Annotated in this window: 18 protein-coding genes; 16 read left to right on the top strand and 2 right to left on the bottom strand. The window is 33.1% G+C overall.

All coding sequences use genetic code 11. From position 1 onward, the window contains the following. Positions 1 to 334: 334 nt before the first annotated feature. From RWR88_RS06105 to clpP, 4 genes are all read left to right on the top strand, one after another. Positions 335 to 994 carry a hypothetical protein gene (locus RWR88_RS06105; RefSeq protein WP_314451148.1) on the top strand — a complete coding sequence of 220 codons (660 nt, stop codon included), beginning with the start codon at positions 335 to 337 and terminating at the stop codon, positions 992 to 994. A gap of 406 nt (positions 995 to 1,400) precedes the next feature. After that, positions 1,401 to 2,477: a rod shape-determining protein gene (locus RWR88_RS06100; RefSeq protein ID WP_314348761.1), complete on the top strand. Its 1,077-nt coding sequence runs from the start codon at positions 1,401 to 1,403 to the stop codon at positions 2,475 to 2,477. 14 nt (positions 2,478 to 2,491) lie between these two features. Then, on the top strand, positions 2,492 to 2,695 hold the full coding sequence (locus tag RWR88_RS06095; protein WP_314348760.1) for a DNA-directed RNA polymerase subunit beta: 204 nt from the start codon (positions 2,492 to 2,494) through the stop codon (positions 2,693 to 2,695). A gap of 73 nt (positions 2,696 to 2,768) precedes the next feature. Continuing rightward, positions 2,769 to 3,362 (top strand): ATP-dependent Clp endopeptidase proteolytic subunit ClpP, encoded by a 594-nt coding sequence (gene clpP, locus RWR88_RS06090; protein WP_227930954.1) that lies wholly within the window; start codon positions 2,769 to 2,771, stop codon positions 3,360 to 3,362. Positions 3,363 to 3,708: 346 nt separating this feature from the next. On the opposite strand, the gene RWR88_RS08695 is transcribed toward clpP, so the two are convergent. Beyond that, complete coding sequence (locus RWR88_RS08695) at positions 3,709 to 3,813, bottom strand: putative holin-like toxin (protein WP_369011005.1); 105 nt, start codon at positions 3,811 to 3,813, stop codon at positions 3,709 to 3,711. Between the two features lie 382 nt (positions 3,814 to 4,195). Between RWR88_RS08695 and RWR88_RS06085 the strand changes: the two genes are divergently transcribed. The 6 genes from RWR88_RS06085 (at position 4,196) to RWR88_RS06060 (ending at position 13,234) form a co-directional block, all read left to right on the top strand. Continuing rightward, positions 4,196 to 5,872 (top strand): hypothetical protein, encoded by a 1,677-nt coding sequence (locus tag RWR88_RS06085; protein WP_314348757.1) that lies wholly within the window; start codon positions 4,196 to 4,198, stop codon positions 5,870 to 5,872. 178 nt (positions 5,873 to 6,050) lie between these two features. Next, the gene (locus RWR88_RS06080) at positions 6,051 to 7,403 is read left to right on the top strand and encodes a hypothetical protein (RefSeq protein ID WP_314348756.1); all 1,353 of its coding nucleotides are present in this window, start codon (positions 6,051 to 6,053) and stop codon (positions 7,401 to 7,403) included. 192 nt (positions 7,404 to 7,595) lie between these two features. Continuing rightward, positions 7,596 to 8,057, top strand: coding sequence for a CtsR family transcriptional regulator (locus RWR88_RS06075; RefSeq protein WP_314451145.1), 462 nt, complete (start codon positions 7,596 to 7,598; stop codon positions 8,055 to 8,057). Between the two features lie 11 nt (positions 8,058 to 8,068). Then, positions 8,069 to 10,552 (top strand): ATP-dependent Clp protease ATP-binding subunit, encoded by a 2,484-nt coding sequence (locus RWR88_RS06070; RefSeq protein ID WP_314451142.1) that lies wholly within the window; start codon positions 8,069 to 8,071, stop codon positions 10,550 to 10,552. Between the two features lie 256 nt (positions 10,553 to 10,808). Next, entirely contained in the window at positions 10,809 to 12,380 is a 1,572-nt protein-coding gene (locus RWR88_RS06065; RefSeq protein WP_314451139.1) for an LPXTG cell wall anchor domain-containing protein, read from the top strand. A 164-nt stretch (positions 12,381 to 12,544) separates the two neighbouring features. Then, positions 12,545 to 13,234: a hypothetical protein gene (locus RWR88_RS06060; RefSeq protein ID WP_314451136.1), complete on the top strand. Its 690-nt coding sequence runs from the start codon at positions 12,545 to 12,547 to the stop codon at positions 13,232 to 13,234. A 323-nt stretch (positions 13,235 to 13,557) separates the two neighbouring features. Here RWR88_RS06060 and RWR88_RS06055 read toward each other — a convergent pair whose 3' ends face one another. After that, complete coding sequence (locus RWR88_RS06055) at positions 13,558 to 14,427, bottom strand: helix-turn-helix domain-containing protein (RefSeq protein WP_314451133.1); 870 nt, start codon at positions 14,425 to 14,427, stop codon at positions 13,558 to 13,560. 144 nt (positions 14,428 to 14,571) lie between these two features. On the opposite strand from RWR88_RS06055, the gene RWR88_RS06050 reads away from it, so the two are divergent. The 6 genes from RWR88_RS06050 (at position 14,572) to RWR88_RS06025 (ending at position 24,022) form a co-directional block, all read left to right on the top strand. Then, positions 14,572 to 14,844 carry an ACT domain-containing protein gene (locus tag RWR88_RS06050; RefSeq protein ID WP_314451131.1) on the top strand — a complete coding sequence of 91 codons (273 nt, stop codon included), beginning with the start codon at positions 14,572 to 14,574 and terminating at the stop codon, positions 14,842 to 14,844. 8 nt (positions 14,845 to 14,852) lie between these two features. Then, positions 14,853 to 16,205: a PFL family protein gene (locus tag RWR88_RS06045; RefSeq protein ID WP_314451128.1), complete on the top strand. Its 1,353-nt coding sequence runs from the start codon at positions 14,853 to 14,855 to the stop codon at positions 16,203 to 16,205. 69 nt (positions 16,206 to 16,274) lie between these two features. Beyond that, on the top strand, positions 16,275 to 18,014 hold the full coding sequence (locus RWR88_RS06040) for a M3 family oligoendopeptidase (protein ID WP_314451125.1): 1,740 nt from the start codon (positions 16,275 to 16,277) through the stop codon (positions 18,012 to 18,014). Between the two features lie 214 nt (positions 18,015 to 18,228). Then, positions 18,229 to 20,022: an oligopeptide ABC transporter substrate-binding protein gene (locus RWR88_RS06035; RefSeq protein ID WP_314451122.1), complete on the top strand. Its 1,794-nt coding sequence runs from the start codon at positions 18,229 to 18,231 to the stop codon at positions 20,020 to 20,022. A gap of 237 nt (positions 20,023 to 20,259) precedes the next feature. After that, positions 20,260 to 22,044: an oligopeptide ABC transporter substrate-binding protein gene (locus RWR88_RS06030; RefSeq protein ID WP_314451119.1), complete on the top strand. Its 1,785-nt coding sequence runs from the start codon at positions 20,260 to 20,262 to the stop codon at positions 22,042 to 22,044. Between the two features lie 193 nt (positions 22,045 to 22,237). Beyond that, a complete protein-coding gene (locus RWR88_RS06025) occupies positions 22,238 to 24,022 on the top strand; it encodes an oligopeptide ABC transporter substrate-binding protein (protein ID WP_314451116.1) in 1,785 nt (594 codons plus the stop codon). The last annotated feature ends 205 nt before the right edge of the window (positions 24,023 to 24,227 follow it).

Here is a 24,227-nt window from a genome sequence, read left to right as displayed (position 1 = left end):
TTAATGGTGGAGTATCACCGCTTTTTTATCACTCACTTAATGGTGGAGTATCACCACTTTTTTAAGCTCATTCTATTAAAATATTAGATGTATGTCAACTGATTTAATGAGGGAATAATCACTTTTGTTCGACAAAAACTGTTTGACACTCAAAAAAATTTTGCTTTTTAAGTTATTAAAAACTAGAGAAGCAGGGAGGATGTATTTAGTAAAAGACCACTTCTTTATAAAATCAGCTGACAAAATATCTTTGTCAATATTTCCTATAAGACTTATAATAAGGATAGATATTACGATTAACAGTCATTTTGAATGTTTAAGGAGGATGATAGCCATGATGTTTTCTGATGATAGAAAATTTACTCTTAGTGGTTGGCTACAAGTACATGAAAGAAAGGTATACGATAGACCCTATCAATTGCAGATCTTTTTATTGTTATATGAATTTATTTCTAAAATAGAAAACGATGAATGGGATTTACGGCATTTATTTGGATTAGAAAAAGGGCCTGTTTATGGGGCGGTGTTGATGGACTATAGTAAAATATGTGATAGATTTCATCGATATTCTAAAAGTACTTATGAAGAAAAAATCATAGAAGTGAATGATGATAGAGCAAGAAGATGTGCTTTCATTGTTCAAACACGAACAGAAGAAGAATGGTCAAGTTTCACAAAGAGGCTAAATATTTGGAAAGCAAAAGAAAGTGAAATTTTTAAACATGAAAGAAAAATGGCAGAGTTACACTGGGATGATTTTAATGATGCAGATATAAATTTAATAACAATGCTCGCTAATCAATATCCTAGTAAACTGGTTGAAAATAGTAAGATTATTGCTGTAAAAGAGAAAAAGTTTGTAGTTTCAAAAGTGGATTACGATCAGATTATTCAGAATCATATGGAGAGATTAGAGAAATTAGCGAAAAAACCTAAGTTATATAATCCAGTGTTCGTTAAACTAGATGACGAAGGCAAACTTGTGGTGGAGTAGAATTGGTTTTTATAGATTGAATATATCCTAAAAATATTACAATAGAAAAAAGGAGGAGATAACATATTAATATTGAAAACATAGTCTCTATAAATCATGAGCTTTAATTTAACAATGTTTTTTCGAAAACAGAAAATAAATTAATTTCAAAATAATTATAAATACCTTGAAGTCATTATATGAATAAATTCATTTTCAGGAGAATGTAGTTTAAACCGCATTCTCCTTTTTATTATTTACTTTAAACAGAAACAAATTTTTATCTATTCACACCACAAAAATAGTCCATCCATCAAAAGTATGCTATAATGCTAAGTAACTATGGATGAATGTCTACGGACAGATTTAGGCATAGATGATAAGACAGAATATAAAATATAATGACTAGAATAAGAAAGGGAGACCTATGGCAAGAGATATTGGAATTGATTTAGGGACTGCGAATATTTTAATTTATTTAAAAGACCGTGGAATCATCTTAAATGAACCATCACTAGTTGCTGTTGATGATAAAACAAATACAGTAATTGCAGTGGGTGAGAAAGCCTACCGTATGTTAGGTAGAACGCCAAGAGATATTTCCATTGTTCATCCACTAAAGGGTGGGGTTATTGCAGATATTGCCGTAACGGAACAATTATTAGAGATGTTTATTCATAAATTACATTTGAATACATTTTTCCAAAAACCGGATATTTTAATTTGTACGCCAACAAATGTGACAACAGTGGAACAAAAGGCTATCATTCAAGCTGCAATTAAATGTGGGGGACATTCGATTTATTTAGAAGAAGAACCTAAAGTTGCTGCTGTTGGAGTAGGATTGGATATTTTCTCTCCTTCGGGCAATATGATTGTCGATATTGGTGGTGGAACAAGTGATATTGCAGTGCTTTCTATGGGAGCGACTGTATCTAGCCGTTCGATTAAGTTAGCTGGGGATGATATGGATCATCAAATTATGGACTATATTAAAGAAAAATATCAGCTAATTATTGGAGAGAGAACAGCAGAAGCGATTAAGATGGATTTAGGTTCAGCTATCGAAGTAGAAACTCAGTCGGACATGATTGTAAAAGGTCGTGATATGACAACTGGACTTCCGAAGACGGTAACCATTTATACGAATGAAATTTATCATTGCTTAAAAGAAATTTTAGATACTATTTGCGAAGAAACTCGTTTAGTTTTAGAAGATACTCCTCCAGAATTAGCAGGAGATATTATTGAACGAGGAATTGTAGTAACTGGTGGTGGAGCCTTAATTCATGGTATTGATCGTATGTTATCTGATCGATTACAAGTTCCAGTGTTTTTAGCAGACAATCCATTAGAAAGTGTAGCCATTGGTACAGGTATTTTACTAGACCGTATTAAGAGAGAACGTGGTTTGTTTGATGGATTTAAACGATTATTCTCTTCAAAACGAGTAGTCATGAATCCTACTGCGAATGTATTTGATGATGATGTACTTCATTATTAATCAGAGGTGAGAACATGTTTAAAAGATTAGAATATTTTTACAATAGTAAACCATTTTTAATGATTGTTCTCATTCGTATAGCTCTATTTTTAGGATTGGCTTTTTTGTTATTTATACTAGGGCTTATGATTGGTTACAGTCTACTTGGTAGTGGTGGAAATCCGTTTTCAGTATTTTCTGGTGAGCTTTGGCAGAAAATTTTTGATTTTGTTCGATAGGCAATTCTTTTGACCTTTATTGACAAATCCGTTACACTAATATTGAAATTTAAAAGAGAGTGGAGGATTCAACATGAATTTAATTCCTACAGTTATTGAACAATCATCACGTGGTGAACGTGCGTATGATATTTATTCAAGATTATTAAAAGATCGTATTATTATGGTAAGTGGACCAATTCACGATGATATGGCAAATGCGATTATTGCGCAATTATTATTCCTAGATGCGCAAGATCCTGAGAAAGATATTTATATGTATATTAACTCTCCAGGAGGAAGTGTTACTGCAGGTTTAGCAATCTATGACACAATGAATTTTATTAAAGCAGATGTCCAAACAATTGCGATGGGATTAGCTGCTTCAATGGGTTCATTCTTATTAACAGCTGGTACAAAAGGCAAACGTTATGCATTACCAAATGCTGAGATTTTAATTCACCAACCATTAGGTGGAGCTCAAGGTCAAGCAACAGAAATCGAAATCGTTGCTCGTCAAATTTTAAAAACACGTGAACGTTTAAATGCGATTTTAGCAAAACAAACGGGACAAAAAATTAAAACAATTGAGAAAGATACAGATCGTGATAACTATATGACAGCTCAAGAAGCTTTGGAATATGGTTTAATTGATGCGATTATGACAAACTCAAAAGATTTACAATAGTAGATAGATTGGAGTCGCCGATTTCTGAGGAATGAGGCGACTATTTTTGTGGAGTGAGGGTGGTAGCTAGTCACAGGTAGGATTGTTATGAGAGAAAAGCTTGTGTTTTAATGAGACAGAATTGTCTGTGTTTGCAATATGTGCTTAATGAGATAGAATTACATATTTTTGATTGTAAACGAAGCCTTGGAATTACAGAAATTTGCAATTCATTTTGTTTTTGATATAATAAAGATACAAAAAGAGCCGAGCTGGAACTCGACTCTGATGTAGACCGTTGAAAAGACGGTGGCTAATTTTTATAGTGTTTATAACACCACTCAACTAGTCAAAGTCATGAGCGGTGTTATTTTTTTGTCTTAATTTCTATTAGTTTGACAACCCGTGCTACTAACGCAACTAGTAAAGTCGCAAAAGAACACACCAATGTCAACGCTTCATAGACTGACAAAGTGCAACCTCCTTTCGATAGATTTAATGAAGATGCTCATAAGCATCACCTACCTTTATAGAGATTGCCACCGCTTTAAAACTTTCTACGGTGAGAGTGTACCATAAATGAAACGAAAATAATAGCAAACTGTGTAAAAAATCATATCGTTTGACGTTTGAAAAAAAATTTTGTATTATGCACTCATAACATCGCTAACCTGTCAAAGTTATAAAATACCGTTTTCTAAAGATCATTTTGGGAGACGGTATTTTTTATGGATAAATCGCTATTTATCAAGAATCATCATCCAATTCACGCTATATAATAAAATCATCCAAAAGTTGTATGGACAGTTTTATAAGATAAACATATAATGAAGACAACAAAAGGGGGAATACAAATGAAAGATGTAACCAATAGTGCTAATCGAAGTGCAAGAAATCAACAAGGAAAGAGTTTTCGATTAAATTTTTCAAAATCAATTTTATATGTTATTGCAGTAATTATCATTGCACTTTACTATTATAAAAACTTACCACCAATTCATTATGCTTCACCTGCTTTCTGGGTGTTTTTAGCCTTGATTTTAGTATTAGTTGGAGCCATTGAATGGGTGACAGGAGCTAGTATTGCTTTTAAAACTAGCACTAGTAAGTTTTCTTGGGAGCAAGTGAGCCAGTCTAAAAGTCACTTAGTTTCTAAAATTGTATTATCAATAGTTGGAGTTTTAATCGTTATTGCTGTGGCAAGTCATTTTATTTTGTCTCCATTATTTTTTGCTGAATCTTATTCTAAAATGATTCAAGTTCAAAATGCAGACTTTGCGACAGATTTTCCTAAGACAGATGTGACACAAATTCCATTAATTGATCGTGACACAGCTTCAAGATTAGGTAATCGTAGAATCGGGGCTTTGACAGACCTAGTTTCTCAATTCGAAGTGGCAGAAGATTATACGCAAATTAATATTCAAAATCATCCGTATCGTGTCTCTCCATTAAAATATGCAGGATTTTGGAAATGGTTCTCTAATCATCAAGATGGAATTCCAAATTATATGCAAGTAGATATGGTTACTGGAGATGTAGAAGTGAAGAAACCAAGTCAACCAATTCGTTATAGTGAAGCAGAGTATTTCAACCGTAATATTCATCGTCACTTACGTTTCCATCATCCATTTACTTTATTTGGTAGTCCAAGTTTTGAAGTTGATGATGAAGGGACACCATATTATATTGCTTCAACTTATAGTCGTAATTTTTTCTTAAGAGAACCTGAAGTGAATGGTTTAATTACGGTGAATGCTTTAACAGGTGAAAGTAAGCATTATAATTTACAAGAAATTCCTCATTGGGTAGATCGTGTGTATAGTGCGGAATTAATTTTACATCAGTTGGAAATGAATGGAAAATATAAATTAGGATTCTGGAATACGATTTTCTCTAAAAAAGGAGTGACAGTTCCTACAAAAGGGTATAATTACTTACCGATGAATGATGATATTTACCTATATACAGGAATTACTTCGGTAGCTTCAGATAATTCAAATATTGGATTCGTATTAGTCAATACTCGTACAAAAGAAGCGAAAATGTATCCAGTATCAGCAGCAGAAGAGTTCTCAGCAATGAGTTCGGCAGAAGGTAGTGTTCAAGAAACAGGCTATAAAGCAACGTTCCCACTACTAATCAGTTTAAATGGTAAACCAATGTATATTCTATCTTTAAAAGATAGTTCAGGACTGATTAAAAAATATGCGTTAATCGATGTAGAAAATTATCAAAATGTTTATGTCGAAACAAGTGTGAGTCGTTTAATTCAAAAATATGAACAATCTGCACCAACGGAACAAGTTGGAACAGACAGCGATGATCATTTAACAAGTGTGACAGGTAAAGTCCAAGATATTCAAGGTGTTGTTATCAATGGAAATACGATTTACTACCTATTGGTAGATGAAAAAGTCTATCGTGCTCCTGCTACGATTCAAAATCGTTTACCATTTGTACAAAAAGAACAACAAGTAGAAATGCAAGTAACTGCACATGGAGAAGTTAGAAGTATTGTGATTAAATAATTTTTACAAGAAGTACTTAGAAAAAATTCTAGGTACTTCTTTTTTATATATTTTAAGAAGAATAGAATCATAAAATAGAGGATAAGGTACTTTTGAGTATCAAATACTAAGGTATATATAGTCTTTTCATTGAAACCATAGTAAAATAAGGATGAATGAAGAATTGGGGAGTGATGAAATGGAAGAAATTTATAGTGGTTTATATCAAGTTCAAGAAGCGTTAACACAATTTAAACAAGAAGTAATGGCAGCAGCAGTTTGTAATCAATCTGGTAAGGTTCAATTTATTGTAGAATTAATGCATAATAAGGAAGGTCAATTTGCAGCATTTTTCCATAAAGATATTCGAGAATATCAACAAAGAGTTAAAGCAGAAGAATATATAGTAAAAATGGCTGAAACAGAAGAAGATTTAGATGAAATTGAAGGATTACGTCAAGGGATTCAAATGATTTTTGTTCCTTTAAAATTTATTCCTAATAGTCAAAAAGAAAAAATGAGAGAATTGGGTATCACTCGTAAAAGAAAAAAACTTTATCCATTAATTTGGAGTTTAAATGATGCCAAACTTTTAAAAAGAGATGTTAAAGGGGCAGAGGTGAAATTATGCCAAAAAGTAATTGACTGGTTAACAAAAGAGGGAAATCTTGAGTTACTTGCATCAGTTAACATTCCGATGAAGAATAATATTTTACCAAAGATTACATATAATCAGAAGAGTAAGGGAAGTTTCTATAATGAAGGAGATATTATTCAGTTTGAAGACCTCTCTTATGAAGAATTTATTGGATATAAAGGTGAAAAACCAAAATTGTATATTCCAGAGTTATCTGTTTTTCGTTTGAAAAAAGCCATTCAATTTACGGTTCCTGTAACATTTGAAATGCGATTCATGTTATCTCCAACTCATTTTTATGGGAAAGAAGAGAAAAAAGGACCACAATATGTATTAGTCGTTGCTTCAGATGAAGAAATTATTATGATTGAACCAATGGATGAGTTAGATCCAGAACATCTACAGCATACATTAATGGGATTGTATACAGATTTACAATTTATTCCAGTTCAATGGATTACAAGAGGGATTTTTGCACAGTTCTTAAAAGATAGTTTAGCACCAATGATGGATATTTTTAAAATTCTATTTCATATCGGTTCTGAAGAATCTGTGATTGATACGTATACATTTGAACATTTATTTCACTTAATGACATCTGATAATCCTTATCTAGATTTTGAGGATGAACTCGATGAATTTGACGATGAGTTTGATGAGGATTTTGATGATTTTAGTGTATCAAATGATAGTCGAAAAATGTTCAAGGAAGCAACTAAAGAGGAAAAGGATACGTTCGTTGATGTTCAATTAGAAGCGTTTCAAAGAGCTTTGCCATTTGCGTTAGAATTTATGAATAAACATCCTAAATCATCTTTGAAAGAATTGGAAAAATATTTAAAGAAGAATCATGTTGATTCTGAAATGATTTTGTCTATTATTCATGCTTTGAGAGAAGTTGGACATCAGTTTTAAAGTTAAGAATACACCACGAGTTTAGGCGTGGTGTTTTTTTTGTTCTTCAATCAATTTTGTTTTTAAAACTAATCAACTAAATTTTTGGATAAATTTAAGAAATTCTACTGAGATTAAGTTCTTTTTATTGGCAAAGAGAAATTTATTTTGTATAATTAAAGTCAAAGAAAGTCAAAAGGGAGGAGAGTTCGTATGCAACCGTCAAATATGTCGGATATTATAGAAGAATATTTAAAAAACGTCTTATTAGCGCAAGAGAAAGTTGAGATTCGCCGTAGTGAAATTGCGGATCGTTTTAATTGTGTTCCATCGCAAATTAATTATGTGATTAATACTCGTTTTACGGTTCAACAAGGATATGTCGTTGAAAGTAAACGTGGTGGTGGTGGTTATATTCGTATTATGAAAGTGAATTTAGTTGATGATATGGATATTATTGATGCCTTATTAGAAGTTGTTCCAGAAGAATTATCGATGAAACAAGCCAATCATATTTTACAAAATCTGTATGATAATGAGCTCCTCTCAAAACGAGAAGCACAATTATTGTCTATTGCAATGTCGAAAGAATCGTTAACAGATGCAGAGCAATGTAGTGATCAACTTCGTAGTAATATGATGAAAAATATATTAACCAGTTTAAAGTATAAGTAGGGGTGATGTGAATGAGTGAAATGTTTACAGAAAAAGCACGTAGTGCAATGGTATTAGCTGCTAGAGAAGCAATTTCTTTTAGACATCAAGCAGTGGGTACTGAACACTTATTATTAGGTCTAGTCATTGAACAAGAAGGAATTGCTGGAATTTTATTAAGAGAAAGAGGATTAACAGCAGAAATTGTTCGTCAAGAAATTGAAGCATTAACTGGATACGGAAGCAATCGTAAAGAAATCGATCCATATTTAATGCCATATTCGCCAAGAGCTAAAAAAGTAGTTGTTGCAGCAACTGAAGAAGCGAAACGTTTGAAAATTCCACAAGTAGGAACGGAACATCTATTATTAGGCTTACTTCAAGAAGAAGTATTAGCGACAAAAATTATGCGTGACAATCATATTTCATTAGAAGAATTAATGAAGACGATCTATGAAAAAATTGGAATTCAACCTTCAAAAGCTCGTTCAACAAAAGGTCAAGTATCTGGTAACAGTGCAAAAGACAAAACACCAACATTGGATAGCTTATCAAGAGATTTAACAGCCTTAGCAAGGCAAGGGAAATTAGACCCAGTAATCGGAAGAAATGAAGAAGTTCGTCGTATGATTCAAGTCATTAGCCGTCGTACAAAAAATAATCCTGTATTAGTTGGGGAGCCTGGTGTTGGTAAAACTGCTATTGTTGAAGGATTAGCACAACGTATGGTTAATGGTGAAGTTCCTGAAGAAATTGCCAGCAAACGTTTAATGATGTTAGATATGGGTGCATTAGTAGCAGGAACAAAATATCGTGGTGAATTTGAAGAACGAATGAAAAAAATCATCGAAGAAATTTATACACAACAAGATGTAATTTTATTTATCGATGAATTACACACACTTATTGGTGCAGGTGGCGCAGAAGGAGCGATTGATGCTTCGAATATCCTAAAACCTGCCTTAGCTCGTGGTGAATTACAAGTGATTGGTGCAACTACTTTAGATGAGTATCAAAAATATATCGAAAAAGATGCTGCCCTAGAACGTCGTTTTGCTTCTATTCATGTAGAAGAACCAACTGCTGAAGATAGTATTCAAATTTTAAAAGGGTTGAGAAAACACTATGAAGCGCATCATCATGTAGAAATCACAGATGAAGCAATTCAAGCAGCCGTACAATTATCTGTTCGTTACATTACTTCAAGACGTCTTCCGGATAAAGCGATTGACTTAATGGATGAAACAGCTGCAAAAGCTCGCTTAGATGTAACTACAAAAGTTTCTCCAATCGTCTTATTAGAAGAAGAAATTTTACATTTTGAACAATTGAAAAATCAAGCGATTCAACACCAAAACTTCGATGAAGCAGCTAAATTCCGTAAAAAAGAATTAGCAAAGAGAGCTAAATTAGAAAAATTAATTGAAAAATTAGAAACTTCACCAAAAACAGATTATGTTGCTTCGATTGGAGAAGGGGATATTGCAGAAGTTGTTTCTCAATGGACAGGAATTCCTCTTCAACAAATGGAGAAAAAAGAAAGTGAACGTTTAATCAACTTAGAATCAGTGTTACACAAACGTGTGATTGGACAATCAGAAGCTGTAAGTGCTATTGCTCGTTCGATTCGTCGTGCAAGAAGTGGATTAAAAGATCCACGCCGACCAATTGGTTCATTCTTATTCTTAGGTCCAACTGGTGTTGGTAAAACAGAATTAGCGAAAACTTTAGCAGAGGCAATGTTCGGAGAACAAGATGCGCTAGTCAGAATTGATATGTCTGAATATATGGAAAAACATTCCGTTAGCCGTTTAGTAGGGTCACCTCCAGGATATGTTGGTTTTGATGAAGGTGGTCAATTAACTGAAAAAATTCGTCAACGTCCTTATGCTGTGATTTTACTAGACGAAATTGAAAAAGCTCATCCAGATGTATTTAACATTTTATTACAAGTATTAGATGATGGACATTTGACCGATTCAAAAGGAAGAAAAGTGGACTTCAGAAATACTGTTATTATTATGACATCAAACCTTGGTGCTGTAGCTCTTCGTGAAGAAAAATCTGTAGGATTTGGTGCAAAAACGGTTCAACAAAACCATGATGCGATGGAAAAACGAATTCGTGAAGAATTGAAAAATTCATTTAGACCAGAATTATTAAACCGTATTGATGAAACGATTGTCTTCCATAAACTTCAAAAAGAAGAACTAAGACAAATTGTTGGGATTATGGCAAAAGAAATTACTTCAAGACTACAAGAATTGAATATTACAGTGAAAATTACTTCTGCAGTATTAGATGTACTAGCAGAAGAAGGATTTGATCCAGAATATGGAGCAAGACCAATTCGCCGTGCTATTCAAAAGAAAATTGAAGATCCATTAAGTGAAGCATTGTTAAGTGGAGAAATTCGCTTCGGACAACAAGTTACTATTGGAGCCACAAAAGGGAAAATTACAATTAAAGGGAAAGAGAAAAAAGAAAAAACTGTAAAAACTCCTGCCCTTGTGTAATGGAACATTCATATATAACTGATAGAAGATAGCCTCGCGAAAGCGAGGCTATTTTTTTGTTTCAAAAATTTTTACAAATATTTCAAATTTAGTTTTTTTGTAATTTTCTTTTAAATATTTGTAAGGAAATCTTTCTATGAAAATATATATAACTGATGTATATTATCTTTAACCTCATGTAAATAATTGGATTTAATGAAGAAATTTGCTGAATTATTTATGTGTAAATATTACAAAAGAGGAAGAAGGGAATTATATGAAAAAAATAATAGCAGTATTTACATTGCTTCTAACGGTGTTTTTGGCATTTAAGCTAACGAATGGAAATATTGCAGAAGCAGAGTCTGGAACTAGTCCCAAAATTAAACTGGAAGTTCAATTTTTAGAAGATGGAACAAATACTGTTTTAGCCGATCCTATTCAATTAGAGGGGGACCAAGGAGTATTTGCTTCGATATCTATTCCAGCTACATTGCAAGGTAAATATGCAGTTTCAAGACAAGGGTTTGATGAAGCTAGTATAACTCTTATTGAAAATGGTGGAATGTATAGTCAGAAATTAATTTATCAAATTTTCTTCACAAAGAAACCAGATATAACGAAAGTTAAACAGGAAGGGACTTACACTCTAAATGTTGAAGAGTATGATGAAAATGGTAAAAACTGGCAAATTAACTATCCAGATGCAACCGATAAGGATGGAAATTTCATTAAACAAAGTGCTGCACAAACAACGAATTTTGCAACAACATTTGGCTATTACACCATTAGTGAAGATCAAGTATTAGTATGGTGCTTTGATCCAAAATTACCTTCGAATCATTTAGATAAATATGAAAAACGTGTGATTGAAGAAAATTTAGATGCTGCATTAATTCAAAACTTCGGTATTGGTTACGCAGGTCATGAAGTTACACCGTTAAACGCTTCTACTGAGCAACAACGTTTATGGAAGTTATTAGGTACACAATTTCCACTGTCTCCTTATATTATTGAGCGTGATAAGAGTGAAGATGGTCAATATTCTAATGATAATCTTAGACAGTTAACGGAGGAAGAAAAAGCTCAAATTCAAAATTTCAATGAAAGACTAGATGCTTTAATTGCTCTATATAAATCAGAACAACAACCGGATTACCAATTAACAAGCGAAGGTAAAGCTACGTTAGAAGATGGTAATAAAATTGTTCTGAAATATGCTCAACATGAACGAGTAATTAGATTGTCTGGAAAAGACGATTATACGAAACAATTAATTGAAGGATTTAAAAATGGAACTTTTACATTCAATGAGAATTTTGTAGTTTACATTGATAATAATGATATTGTTGTGAAGGTTCCTAGAGAAACAGCTCCAGGAGAGTATGATTTAGCAAGCATGTCACTTATTAGACCAGAATATATTGGTGAAACAGTTGAATATTATTCAAAATACGGGAACCAGCCAATGCAAGTGAACCGTATTGCTAAACCTAAAACATTCGAATTGAAACTTGAGATTAAGGATGGATTTATTCCAAACGACCCTCCTATTCATGATAAACCAGAGTTGAAAATTCCAGAGAATCCAAAACCTAAGGAAGAAAAACCAAAAATCCCAGAAAATTCTAAACCACAAGAAGAAAAACCTCGTATTCCTAAAGAAGAGCTTAAAGTTTTGGAAGAACCAAAGAAGGAAGAGGAAAAAACTTCGGAAGAACCAAAACCTAAGAAAAATAATCACTTACCAAATACTGGTTCAAAAGAGAATATTGTTATGACAGTTCTAGCGATTCTAGCTTTAGTAAGTTCATTAGGATTTAGTTTCTACAAACATAAAACAATTTAATGAAAAAACAGTTGAAGTAATTACGCTTCAACTGTTTTTTACTTTTCGTATAAAAATTCAAGAGTTAGTCTCCTAATAATTTGACTTCCCAGAGAATGAAGTGTTAAAGTGGAAATTGATTAATGATCGAAATATCAATAGTAATGACAAAGGGGAGTTTTTTAATGAAAAAACATAAATTAATGTTAGCTAGTTTAGCAGTTTTAGGTGCTGGATTTTTAGCAACAAGTTCAAATGTACAAGCTGCAGAACAAAACAATACAGGATTTATTCGTCAAAATGATAAAGTCTATTATCATGAAAATGGTAAAAAATTATCAGGATGGCAATTAATTAATGTGAATACTGATGATAAAAAAACAACAAAATTATGGACTTATTTAAATCAATCAGGTGAAGTTCAAACGGGATGGGTGAATGATAACGGAACTTGGTATTATTTAAAAGAATTAGAAGGTGAATCTAAAGGTATTGCCTTTATGCAAAAAGGATTCATTAAGTTAAACAAAACTTGGTATTACTTTGATGAATCAGGTGCAATGAAAGAAAATCAATGGTTCCAACAAGAAGAAGGTTGGTATTACGCTGATAAATCAGGTGCATTAAAAGTTGATGAATGGTTCCAAGTAGGGAATAAATGGTATGTTGCATCTGGAAAAGGTACAATTCTTACGAATGTATTTATTACATATCAAGATGAAGTTTATCATTTCAATGCATCTGGAGAGATGTCAGAAAACGAATGGTTTGAAGCAGAGGGGTATTGGTTCTATGCTGGTAAATCAGGAGCTATTTTAAGAAACACAACAACTCCTGATGGATACTATGTTAACGCAAACGGTATAGCGCAATAATCGTTAATGAGAGATAAAAAGACGACTTCGGTCGTCTTTTTTGTGGGAAATTTCGAGACCAAGGCTCGAAGTTTAGCCATGAGATTCGCATAGCGAAGCTGCTGGTGTCTACACTATGTACGTAATTCCCTTAATAAAAACGCCCCGATACAATATGAATATAAAAAATACTCCACCATTTCTTTATAGTGAAAGTAATATTAGCTATGAAAGGCTAATATTACAGGGAAAAATCAAGACCGAGGCTTGATTTTTAGCAATGAGACACCGAAGGTGGCTGCTTGCGACCTCACTATCAAAGGAATGGTGGAGGGTTTTATTTTTTAATATTCCTGTTGCATCAAAAGAAAATGACAGAGAGTCAGATCGTCCATATTTTTCAGCGCCAATCCCGTCAAATGCCCAAACCGATCAATCCGATACTGCAACGTATTACGATGAATAAACAAACGAGTCGCCGCCTTCGTTAAAGTCCCACGCTCTTGCCATAACGCCTCAATCAAATCAGGAAATTCATCTTGAACCATCTGCTGATACAAAGTCTCAGGAATCGGTGAAAAATCTAACTTTTTCTGTGCAAATCCCCATAAAACCATCGGCGCAAAAGCCAAACAAGTTTGCTTATTCGACTCATGCAAATACGTTACAAATAAAGCTTTCTCAGCTTGATAAATCCCTGGAATAGATTCTGACATTTTCCAAACATTTCCAATGAAAATCTTCATCGAAATCGCAAAATCTTCCTCAACTGTTGCATGAATGGCTTGTAAATCCTGAGTCGAAACAGTCTCAACATCCGCTTTTCGAACAATCGTATAATGCTTTGGAAAACAAGAAAAACTTGTTAATACATCTCCGAAAATTTCTTGCATCATTTCCAACCATTCTTGCTCATTAAAATCCTGATTTTTTTGAATTAAACAAACATGAATGAATTGAATATTCTCCAACTGAATAGGGCATTGACCACCTTTTTCTAAATACTGTTGCCATGGTGAAAGTTGAGTTGTTATTTTTGTAGGAGATTTCTTGAAGTTTTCTAATAAAGCTAATTCACGATTCGTTAATTGTTCATAAGGAATTTGTAAATAAGTATTTTCATCTAATGGAATCACATAATCTCTTGTATCTTCAGGAATGTGATGAATCATTTTAGAATTTGGAAATAATTGTAACCATTCTTCGTATTTCATAACTGTCTCCTTTTCATTCTTCTCTTGTAGTATACACTAAAAGAGCATGGAAAGAAAAAGAAGAAAATGAAAATATTAGTTTTGACTAGGATTTTTTTAGAAAATTCGATACAATAGAAGCAACTTTATTAGAGGAGTGAGAAAATGAAAGCAGTCGTAACAGTTGTCGGCAAAGATCGTGTCGGTATTGTTTATGAAGTATCAAAATTATTAGCAGAACAAAATATTGATATTGTAAACATCTCTCAAGAAATTATGGATGAATATTTTACAATGTTGATTTTAGTAGATGTTTCTACAAGTAAAATGCCATTTGTGGAATTGGCTCCTTATATTCATGAACAAGGAAAAAATTTAGCACTAGATATTCGCATTCAAAATCATGAAATTTTTGAAGCGATGCATCGGATTGGTTAGGTGAAGGAATGGTTCAACATAGCGAAATTTTAGAAACAATTTCAATGGTCAAAGAACAAAACTTTGATGTTCGTACCATTACTATCGGAATTGATTTACATGATTGTATTCATCCGGATATCGATGTGTTAAATCAAAATATTTATAACAAGATTACTCGTATCGGAAAAGATTTAGTGAAAACTGCTCACGAATTATCTCTGCAATATGGTGTACCAATTGTAAATCAACGAATTTCCGTTACACCGATTGCGCAAATTGCAGCAGCTACTAAAGCAGATAGCTATGTATCTATTGCTCAAACATTGGATCGAGCAGCTAAAGCGATTGGCGTATCTTTTATTGGTGGATTTTCTGCCTTAGTTCAAAAAGGAATGAGTCCATCAGATGAAGTGTTAATTCGTTCCATTCCTGAAGCCATGAAGGTTACCGACATTGTATGTAGCTCTGTCAATATTGGTTCTACAAAAGCCGGAATTAATATGGATGCTGTAAAATTAGTTGGAGAAATCATTAAAGAAACAGCTGAAAGTACTCCAGAAGGATTTGGCTGTGCTAAAGTTGTGATTTTCTGTAATGCAGTAGAAGATAATCCATTTATGGCGGGAGCTTTCCATGGAAGTGGAGAAGCAGATGCCGTGATTAATGTTGGAGTTTCTGGCCCTGGGGTTGTTAAAGCTGCCCTTGAAAACCATGAAGCTGAAACATTAACAGAAATTGCAGAGATTGTTAAGAAAACAGCGTTTAAAATTACTCGTGTCGGAGAATTAATTGGTCAAAAAGCTAGTCAAATGTTAGGAATTCCATTTGGAATTTTAGATTTATCTCTAGCACCAACTCCTGCAGTAGGGGATTCAGTCGCTCGTATTTTAGAAGAAATGGGATTATCTGTTACAGGAACTCATGGTACAACAGCTGCCTTAGCCTTATTAAATGATGCTGTGAAAAAGGGCGGTATGATGGCTAGTTCTGCTGTTGGTGGATTAAGTGGAGCATTTATTCCAGTTTCTGAAGACGAAGGAATGATTGAAGCTGCTACTAATAGTGTTTTAACATTGGATAAATTAGAAGCAATGACAGCCGTATGTTCAGTAGGGTTAGATATGATTGCTGTTCCAGGAGATACTTCTGCTACTACTATTTCAGGGATTATTGCGGATGAAGCCGCGATTGGAATGATTAATACAAAAACAACTGCGGTACGTATTATTCCTGTTCCTGGTGGAAAAGTAGGAGATTCTGTAGAATTTGGTGGTTTACTAGGTTATGCTCCAATTATGCCTGTTAAAGAAGGGAATTGTGATTTATTCGTCAACCGTGGAGGACGTATTCCAGCTCCAGTACAATCATTGAAAAATTAATCCAGTCATGGAAAAATTAGAATTGTTGCAGTATAATAAAAGATACGGAAAAAAGAGGAGGAATGAAAGATGTATGAATGGACATTAGAAGATTTATACCCATCATTTGAAAGTCAAGAATTTAAACAAGATGTAGAAGCTTATAAAGCTTTAAAAGGAAAATTTGAAAGTTTAACACTAGAAGATTCGATTGAAGGAATTACACAAGTTGTAAAATTATTAGAAGAATCAACAGTTTTAACAGGTCGTTTATATAATTATATTCATTTAACATTAGCGACAGATACAACGCATGAAACAGCAACACAAGTAGAAGTACAATTAGCAGGAGTTTCAGCTGATTTACAAGCGACTTATGCAAAAGTTTCAAAATTCTTAGGAACAATTCAAACAGATATTACAACAGATCCTTTCTTAGCAGAATATCGTTATTATTTTGAGGAAGCTAAAAAAGATGCAACTCACTTATTAAGTGATGAGTTAGAAGAAGTATTAGCAAAAATGTCTATTAGTGGCGGAAAAGCTTGGTCTCAATTATTCGACTTCATGTGGTCAAGTGCTCAAGGCGAATATAAAGGCGAAGTAGTGACTTTAAGTGAAATTCGTGGTAAAGCATATGATAGCGATGCAGAAGTTCGTAAGTCAGCGTATGAAGCAGAGTTGAAAATGTATGATGCGATTAAAGAACCAATTGCGTTCTCATTAAACCATATTAAAAAAGAAGTATTGACAACTTCACAATTACGTGGATATGAATCTCCATTAGCACATACTTTAGAAGCTTCTCGTATGAGTCGTGAAACTTTAGATGCATTATTAGAAGCAATCCGTGAATATTTACCAAACTTTAGAAAATATTTACGTCATAAAGCAGCTTTATTAGGTCATGAAAATGGATTACCATTCTATGATTTATTTGCACCTGTTGGAAACAGCAGCCGTACATTTACAGTAGAAGAATCTAAAGATTACTTAATTGAAAACTTCAAAACATTCTCAGCTGATTTAGCAGAAATGACAGAAGAATTCTTTGATAAACATTATATTGATTTCTACCCACGTAAAGGAAAAGTTGGGGGAGCATTCTGTGCTAATCTACCAATGATTAAACAATCACGTGTGTTAACAAACTTCACAGGATCATTAAGTGACGTTGTAACATTAGCACACGAATTAGGACATGCATATCACGGTTTACACATTGAAAATCACCGTCCATTAAACCAAGATTATTCAATGCCAGTTGCAGAAACAGCTTCAACATTTAATGAAAATATCATTATGAATACAGCGATTAAAGAAGCAAGTGATGAAGAAAAAATCGCATTAATCGAATCTCAATTACAAGATACAACTCAAATTATTGTAGATATTTATTCTCGTTACCTATTTGAATCAGCTGTTTTTGAAAATCGAGAACAATCATTTATGTTCTCTAAAGATTTAGAAGAAATGATGTTATCTGCACAAAAAGAAGCATACGGTGATGGATTAGATCAAGATTACTTACATCCATATATGTGGGCATGTAAACCACATTACTATAGCACTGGATTAAGTTTCTATAACTTCCCATATGCATTTGGTGGATTATTCTCTAAAGGATTATATGCAATCTATCAAGAACAACCAGAAGGATTTGTTGAAAAATATCAAGAATTACTTCGTGCAACAACTGTATCAAGTGTAGAAGATACTGCTAAAGTTTTAGGAGTAGATGTAAGTACTCCAGAATTCTGGAAGAAAGCATTAGCAGAAGTAGCAGAGTCTATTGAAGCATTTATTGCTTTAACTCCATTAAATAAATAAGAATAGTACTAGAAGAGACGAGTTTTTCGTCTCTTTTTTTATGTTTAAACATAGATGTACTAAAGGATAAATAACAGATGATAAAATTTTCATAAAAAAAAATGAAAAAAATTAAGAAAAAATGATTGCTTTTTTGTTAAGAAACTGTTAAAGTATAGGAAGCTAATTTAATTGTCAGACAATTCTGATATAGGTCTGACAGTCAGGAGGAAATATGAAGAAAAAAGGACTATTATTTTTCTCAACTGCAGCTGTAGCTTTAACATTAGCAGCTTGTGGTGGAAAAGGACAATCAAGTGATTCTACAACAACAGGTGGAACTCCACAACCAAAAACTAAATATGCATCTGAAGTAACTCACGAAGGTACACCAATTAAAGGTGGAACATTAAAATATGCATTAGTTTCAGCATCTCCATTTAAAGGATTATTCATGGATGAATTAGCATCTGATTCAACAGATTCATCTATTACATCTCAAATTGATACTACATTATTTGAATACGATGAAAACCGTAAATTAACAAATACAGGTTTGGGTTCTATTGAATTTGACGTTGAAGGTAAAACTGCAACAATTAAATTAAATTCAAAAGACTATAAATGGTCAGATGGACAACCTTTAACAATTGATGACTATATTTTTGCAATTGAAGCTATCGGTAATAAAGATTATACAGGTGTTCGTTATAATGCAAACTACCAAAATATTGAAGGAATGGATAAATTCCACAGTGGTGAAGCTAGCTCAATTTCTGGGGTAGAAAAATTAGATGACTACTCAGTGAAAATTCACTTCAAACAAATGCGTCCATCAATGCAATTAGCAGGTGGTGCTTTACCTTACTATGTAATGCCAAAACATATCTTCTCAACTATTCCAGTTGCTGAATGGGAAAAGAGTGACTATGTACGTGGAAATAAAGGTGTAGGCCTTGGACCATTCAAGATTGAATCAATTACACCTGGTGAATCTGTAACATTAGTACCAAACGAACATTACTACAAAGGTCGTGCTAAATTAGATAAAGTTGTAATGGAAGTTGTTTCTCCAGATACAATTGTTTCTCAAATGAAAGCTGGTAACTATGATGTTGCTTCAATGCCAAGTGCGCAATATGAAGCATACAAAGATTTAACAAACGTTTCATTCATTAGTTCATTTGCTTCTCAATATGAATATATCGCATTCCACTTAGGTAAATACGATAAAGAACAAGGTAAAAATATCACTGATCCAAATGCTAAAATGAAAGATCCAGTTTTACGTCAAGCATTAGCTTATGCATTAGATATTAATGCAGCTGGTGAAAGTATGTACCATGGTTTACAACGTGGAACAAACTCAATCATCATCCCATTCTTCAAAGATATTTACAATGCAAATCAAGAAGGATTTGATTATAACCCAGAAAAAGCTAAACAAATGTTAGATGAAGCTGGATATAAAGATACTGATGGAGATGGATTACGTGAAAACAAAGATGGTTCTAAATTATCTATTAACTTTGCAGCACGTACTCGTGACGATGCAAACGAATCATTAATCCAACAATATTTATTATGGTGGAAAGAAATCGGTTTAGATGTAAAACTTTACACTGGCCGTACTCTTGAATCAAATGTATTCTATGAAAAAGTTCAAGCTGATGATCCAGAAATTGATATGTTCGCTGGTGGATGGGGAACAGGTTATGATCCAAACCCATCTAACTTATTCGGTGAATCTGCTAAGTTCAACTTTGCTCGTTTCGTAAGCCAAGAAGGTAACGATATCATGGCTAAAATTAGTTCAACTGAAGCGTTTGATGAAGCTAAGAATGTAGAATTCTTCAAACAATGGCAAAAATATGTTCACGATCAAGCGTTCATCTTCCCAACTTTAATTGGTGATTCTGTAACTGCCGTGAACAAACGTGTGAAATTCATGAACTCAGAAATTGGTAATAAAGATTCTAAATCTGCTTTATACCAACTTGAAGTAGTATCTGAAACAGCTACTAAATAATTAAAAACACATTATTTTTAATATGACTTCCCTATAAGTAGTAAGGGAGGCCATGAGCTTCGCGAAGTGAAGCTCATGGCTAAGCTACTGTGGGAAGTCTATTTTTTTGTATTTATTTATGAGTAAATAAAGTGAGAAAGATTAAAAAAATTGCTTTTTTTCTAATTTATGATAGAATGATTTCGACATAGAGAGATGAGAACTTTATGTGGAATAAGAAATATTTGGAGGAATGAGATGAAGAAAAAGAATTGGTTATATGTAACAACAGCAGCAACAGTATTAGCTTTAGCAGCATGTAGTTCTAATAAAGAAACAACAGCTTCTAAAACACCATTAGGAACACAAACGAAATTCGCAACAGAATCAGTCAATGATGCAGAAGCTATTAAAGGTGGAACATTAAAATATGCTCTAGTAGCATCTTCTGGTTTTAAAGGTGTATTCATTGATGAATTAGCACAAGATTCGTTAGATTCAACGATTAGTTCACAAATTGACTCAAGTATTTTTGAATTTGATGAGAATAGACAGTTAACAAATACTGGTTTAGCAAGTATTGATTATGATGTTGAAGGTAAAACAGTAACCGTTACATTAAATTCTAAAGATTATAAATGGTCAGACGGTCAACCAGTAACGATTGATGACTATATCTTCACTTATCAATCAATCGGTCATAAAGATTACACAGGTTCTCGTTATAATAGTAAATATGAAAATGTAGAAGGAATGAAAGAATTCCATGCAGGAAAAGCAGATTCAGTATCAGGATTAGAAAAAATTGATGACTATTCTGTAAAAATCCACTTCAAAGAAATGCGTCCTTCTATGAAATTGGCAGGTGGAGCATTAAGTGCGTATATTATGCCTAAACATATTTTCTCTACAATTCCTGTAGCTGAATGGGATAAGAGTGAATATGTTCGCGGAACTAAATTTGTTGGTTTAGGAGCATTTAAGTTAGAATCAATTATTCCAGGTGAATCTGTAACTTTAGTTCCAAATGAACATTACTACAAAGGCCGTGCAAAATTAGATAAAGTAGTGATGGAAATTGTATCTCCAGATAATATTGTTTCAGAAATGAAAGCAGGTAAATATGATATTGCTGAGATGCCAAATGCACAATATGAATCTTATAAAGATTTAACAAACGTAAACTTAGTAAGTACGTTTAAATCTTCATTTGAATATGTAGCTTTCCATTTAGGAAAATTTGACAAAGCAAGCGGTAAAAACATCACTGATCCAAATGCAAAAATGAGTGATCCAGTATTACGTCAAGCAATTGCTTATGCATTAGATATGGATACAGTAGGTGAAACACTTTACCATGGCTTACAACGTGGAACAAATTCGATTATTATTCCATTCTTCAAAGATGTATATAATGCAGAACAAGAAGGATTTAAATATAATCCAGAAAAAGCAAAACAAATGTTAGAAGAAGCTGGATATAAAGATGTTGATGGTGATGGAATTCGTGAAAATAAAGATGGGTCTCCATTAAGTATTACATTTGCGGCACGTACTCGTGATGATGCAAATGAATCATTAATTCAACAATACTTATTATGGTGGAAAGAAATTGGATTAGATGTTCAATTATATACTGGACGTACCATTGAATCGAATAACTTCTATGAAAAAGTTCAAACAGATGATCCAGAAATTGATATGTTTGCAGCTGGATGGGGAACAGGGTTCGATCCAAACCCAGCAAACTTATTCGGTGAAACAGCTAAATTTAACTTTGCTCGTTTTGTAAGTGAAAAAGGAAATAGCATCATTAATAACATTAGTTCAACAGAAGCATTTGATGATGCTAAAAATGTTGAATTCTACAAAGAATGGCAACAATACGTTCATGATGAAGCATTTATTTTCCCAACATTAGTAGGGGACTTAGTAACTGCCGTTAATAAACGTGTGAAATATTATGATACGAAGATTGGAACAAGCAATTCAAAATCAGCATTGTATCAATTAGAAGTAGTATCAGATACTCAAGTTAAATAGTAAAATTTTTATGAAGACTTTTCTTATGGATATGCCCGTGAGAAAAGTCTTTTTTAGTTAAAAATGAGATAAAATGAAAATAAATTAAAAAAAGATTAAAAAATGCTTGCAAAATCCAAATTTTATGTTAATATAATAACATCTTAATTAAAAAATGAATTTTTAAAGAAGATTTGATTAAGGAGAGATGGAAATGATGAAAAGAAAATGGCTTTGGTTACCAACGGCTGCAGTAGCTCTGACAATGGCAGCTTGTGGTTCAAAAACAACAACAACTAAAACAACAACTGAGGGAGCAGACAAAACAAAATTTGTTTCTGAAGTAACTCATGATGGTGAACCAATTAAAGGTGGAACATTAAAATATGCGATTGTTTCAGCTTCACCTATTAATGGACTATTCATTGATGAATTAGCTTCTGATACAACAGATTCATCTGTAGCAGGAATGATTGACGAATCAATGTTTGAATATGATGATAATCGTAAATTAGTAAATACAGGTTTAGCATCTATTTCATTTGATGTAGAAGGAAAAACAGCAACTGTTAAATTAAACTCTCAAGACTATAAATGGTCAGATGGAGAAAAATTTACAATCGATGACTATATCTTCACATATGAAGGAATTGGTCACAAAGACTACACTGGTGTACGTTATGATGGGGATTTCAAAAACATTGAAGGAATGGATGAATACCACAAAGGTAAAGCTTCAACAATCTCTGGTTTAGAAAAATTAGATGATTACACAGTGAAAATCCACTATAAAGAAATGACACCTTCAATGCAATTAGCAGGTGGTTCAGTAAGTAGCTATGTGATGCCAAAACATGTATTCTCTAAAATTCCTGTAGCTGAATGGGAACAAAGTGATGCAGTTCGTGGTAAATCTAACGTTGGTCTAGGGGCGTATACAATTGAATCAATGGTACCTGGTGAATCAGTAACATTTGTACCAAACTCTAACTATTATAAAGGTCGTTCAAATCTTGATAAAGTTGTAATGGAAGTTGTTTCTCCTGATAGTATCGTTTCAGAAATGAAAGCTGGTAAATATGATATTGCAAGTATGCCATCAGCTCAATACGATTCATTTAAAGATTTAACAAATGTAACTTTTGTAAGTTCTTTACAATCACAATATGAATATATTGGATTCAAACTTGGTAAATGGGATAAAGAACAAGGTAAAAATATTGTTGATCCAAATGCTAAAATGAGTGATGTAGCTTTACGTCAAGCAATTGCTTATGCGATTGATCCAGATACAGCAGGTAAAAACTTGTATAATGGATTACAACATGGAACAAACTCAATTATCATTCCATTCTTTAAAGATATTTATAACAAAGATCAAGAAGGATTCGCTTATAACCCAGAAAAAGCTAAAAAACTTCTAGATGATGCTGGCTACAAAGATGTAGATGGTGATGGTTTACGTGAAAACAAAGATGGTTCTAAACTAAAAATCAATTTTGCAGCTCGTACACGTGATGATGCGAATGAATCATTAATCCAACAATATCTATTATGGTGGAAAGAAGTTGGATTGGATGTTCAATTATATACTGGACGTACACTAGAAGTGAACAATTTCTATGATAAAGTTGAAGCAGATGATCCTGAAATTGATATGTTTGCTGCCGGATGGGCAACTGGATACGATCCAAATCCATCAGGATTATTCGGTGAAGATGCTAAATTCAATATGCAACGTTACACAAGTCCTGAAGGAAATGCTTTAATTGAGAAAATTTCTTCAAATGAAGCATTTGATGATGCTAAAAATATTCAATTCTATAAAGAATGGCAAAAATATGTACACGATCAAGCGTTTATCTTCCCAACACTTACTGGGGAAAGTGTAACTGCTGTTAATAAACGTGTGAAATACTACGATAAAAAAATCGGTTCAAACCACGATGAATCTTCTATGATTAAATTGCAATTAACTGCAAACGAACCAGTTAAATAAGCCCACGTTTTTTCTCGACTCAGTGAAATGCATTGAGTCGAGTTTTTTGTTTAGGGGTGAGCCATGAATTTTTCAAAAGTAGCAAAGGACGCCAGCAAACCTGCGGTTTCATGGCTAAACTTTGAGCCTAAGGTCTCAAAGTTTCCTTTTGAGACTGGGCAAAAAGTCTCGAAAATAGAAGAAAGCACTATAAAATTCTGAAACA

It is taken from the genome of uncultured Granulicatella sp. (genome assembly GCF_963528195.1).
In the GTDB taxonomy this organism is placed as follows: domain Bacteria; phylum Bacillota; class Bacilli; order Lactobacillales; family Aerococcaceae; genus Granulicatella.
This window is presented reverse-complemented; position numbering and strand designations above follow the sequence as displayed.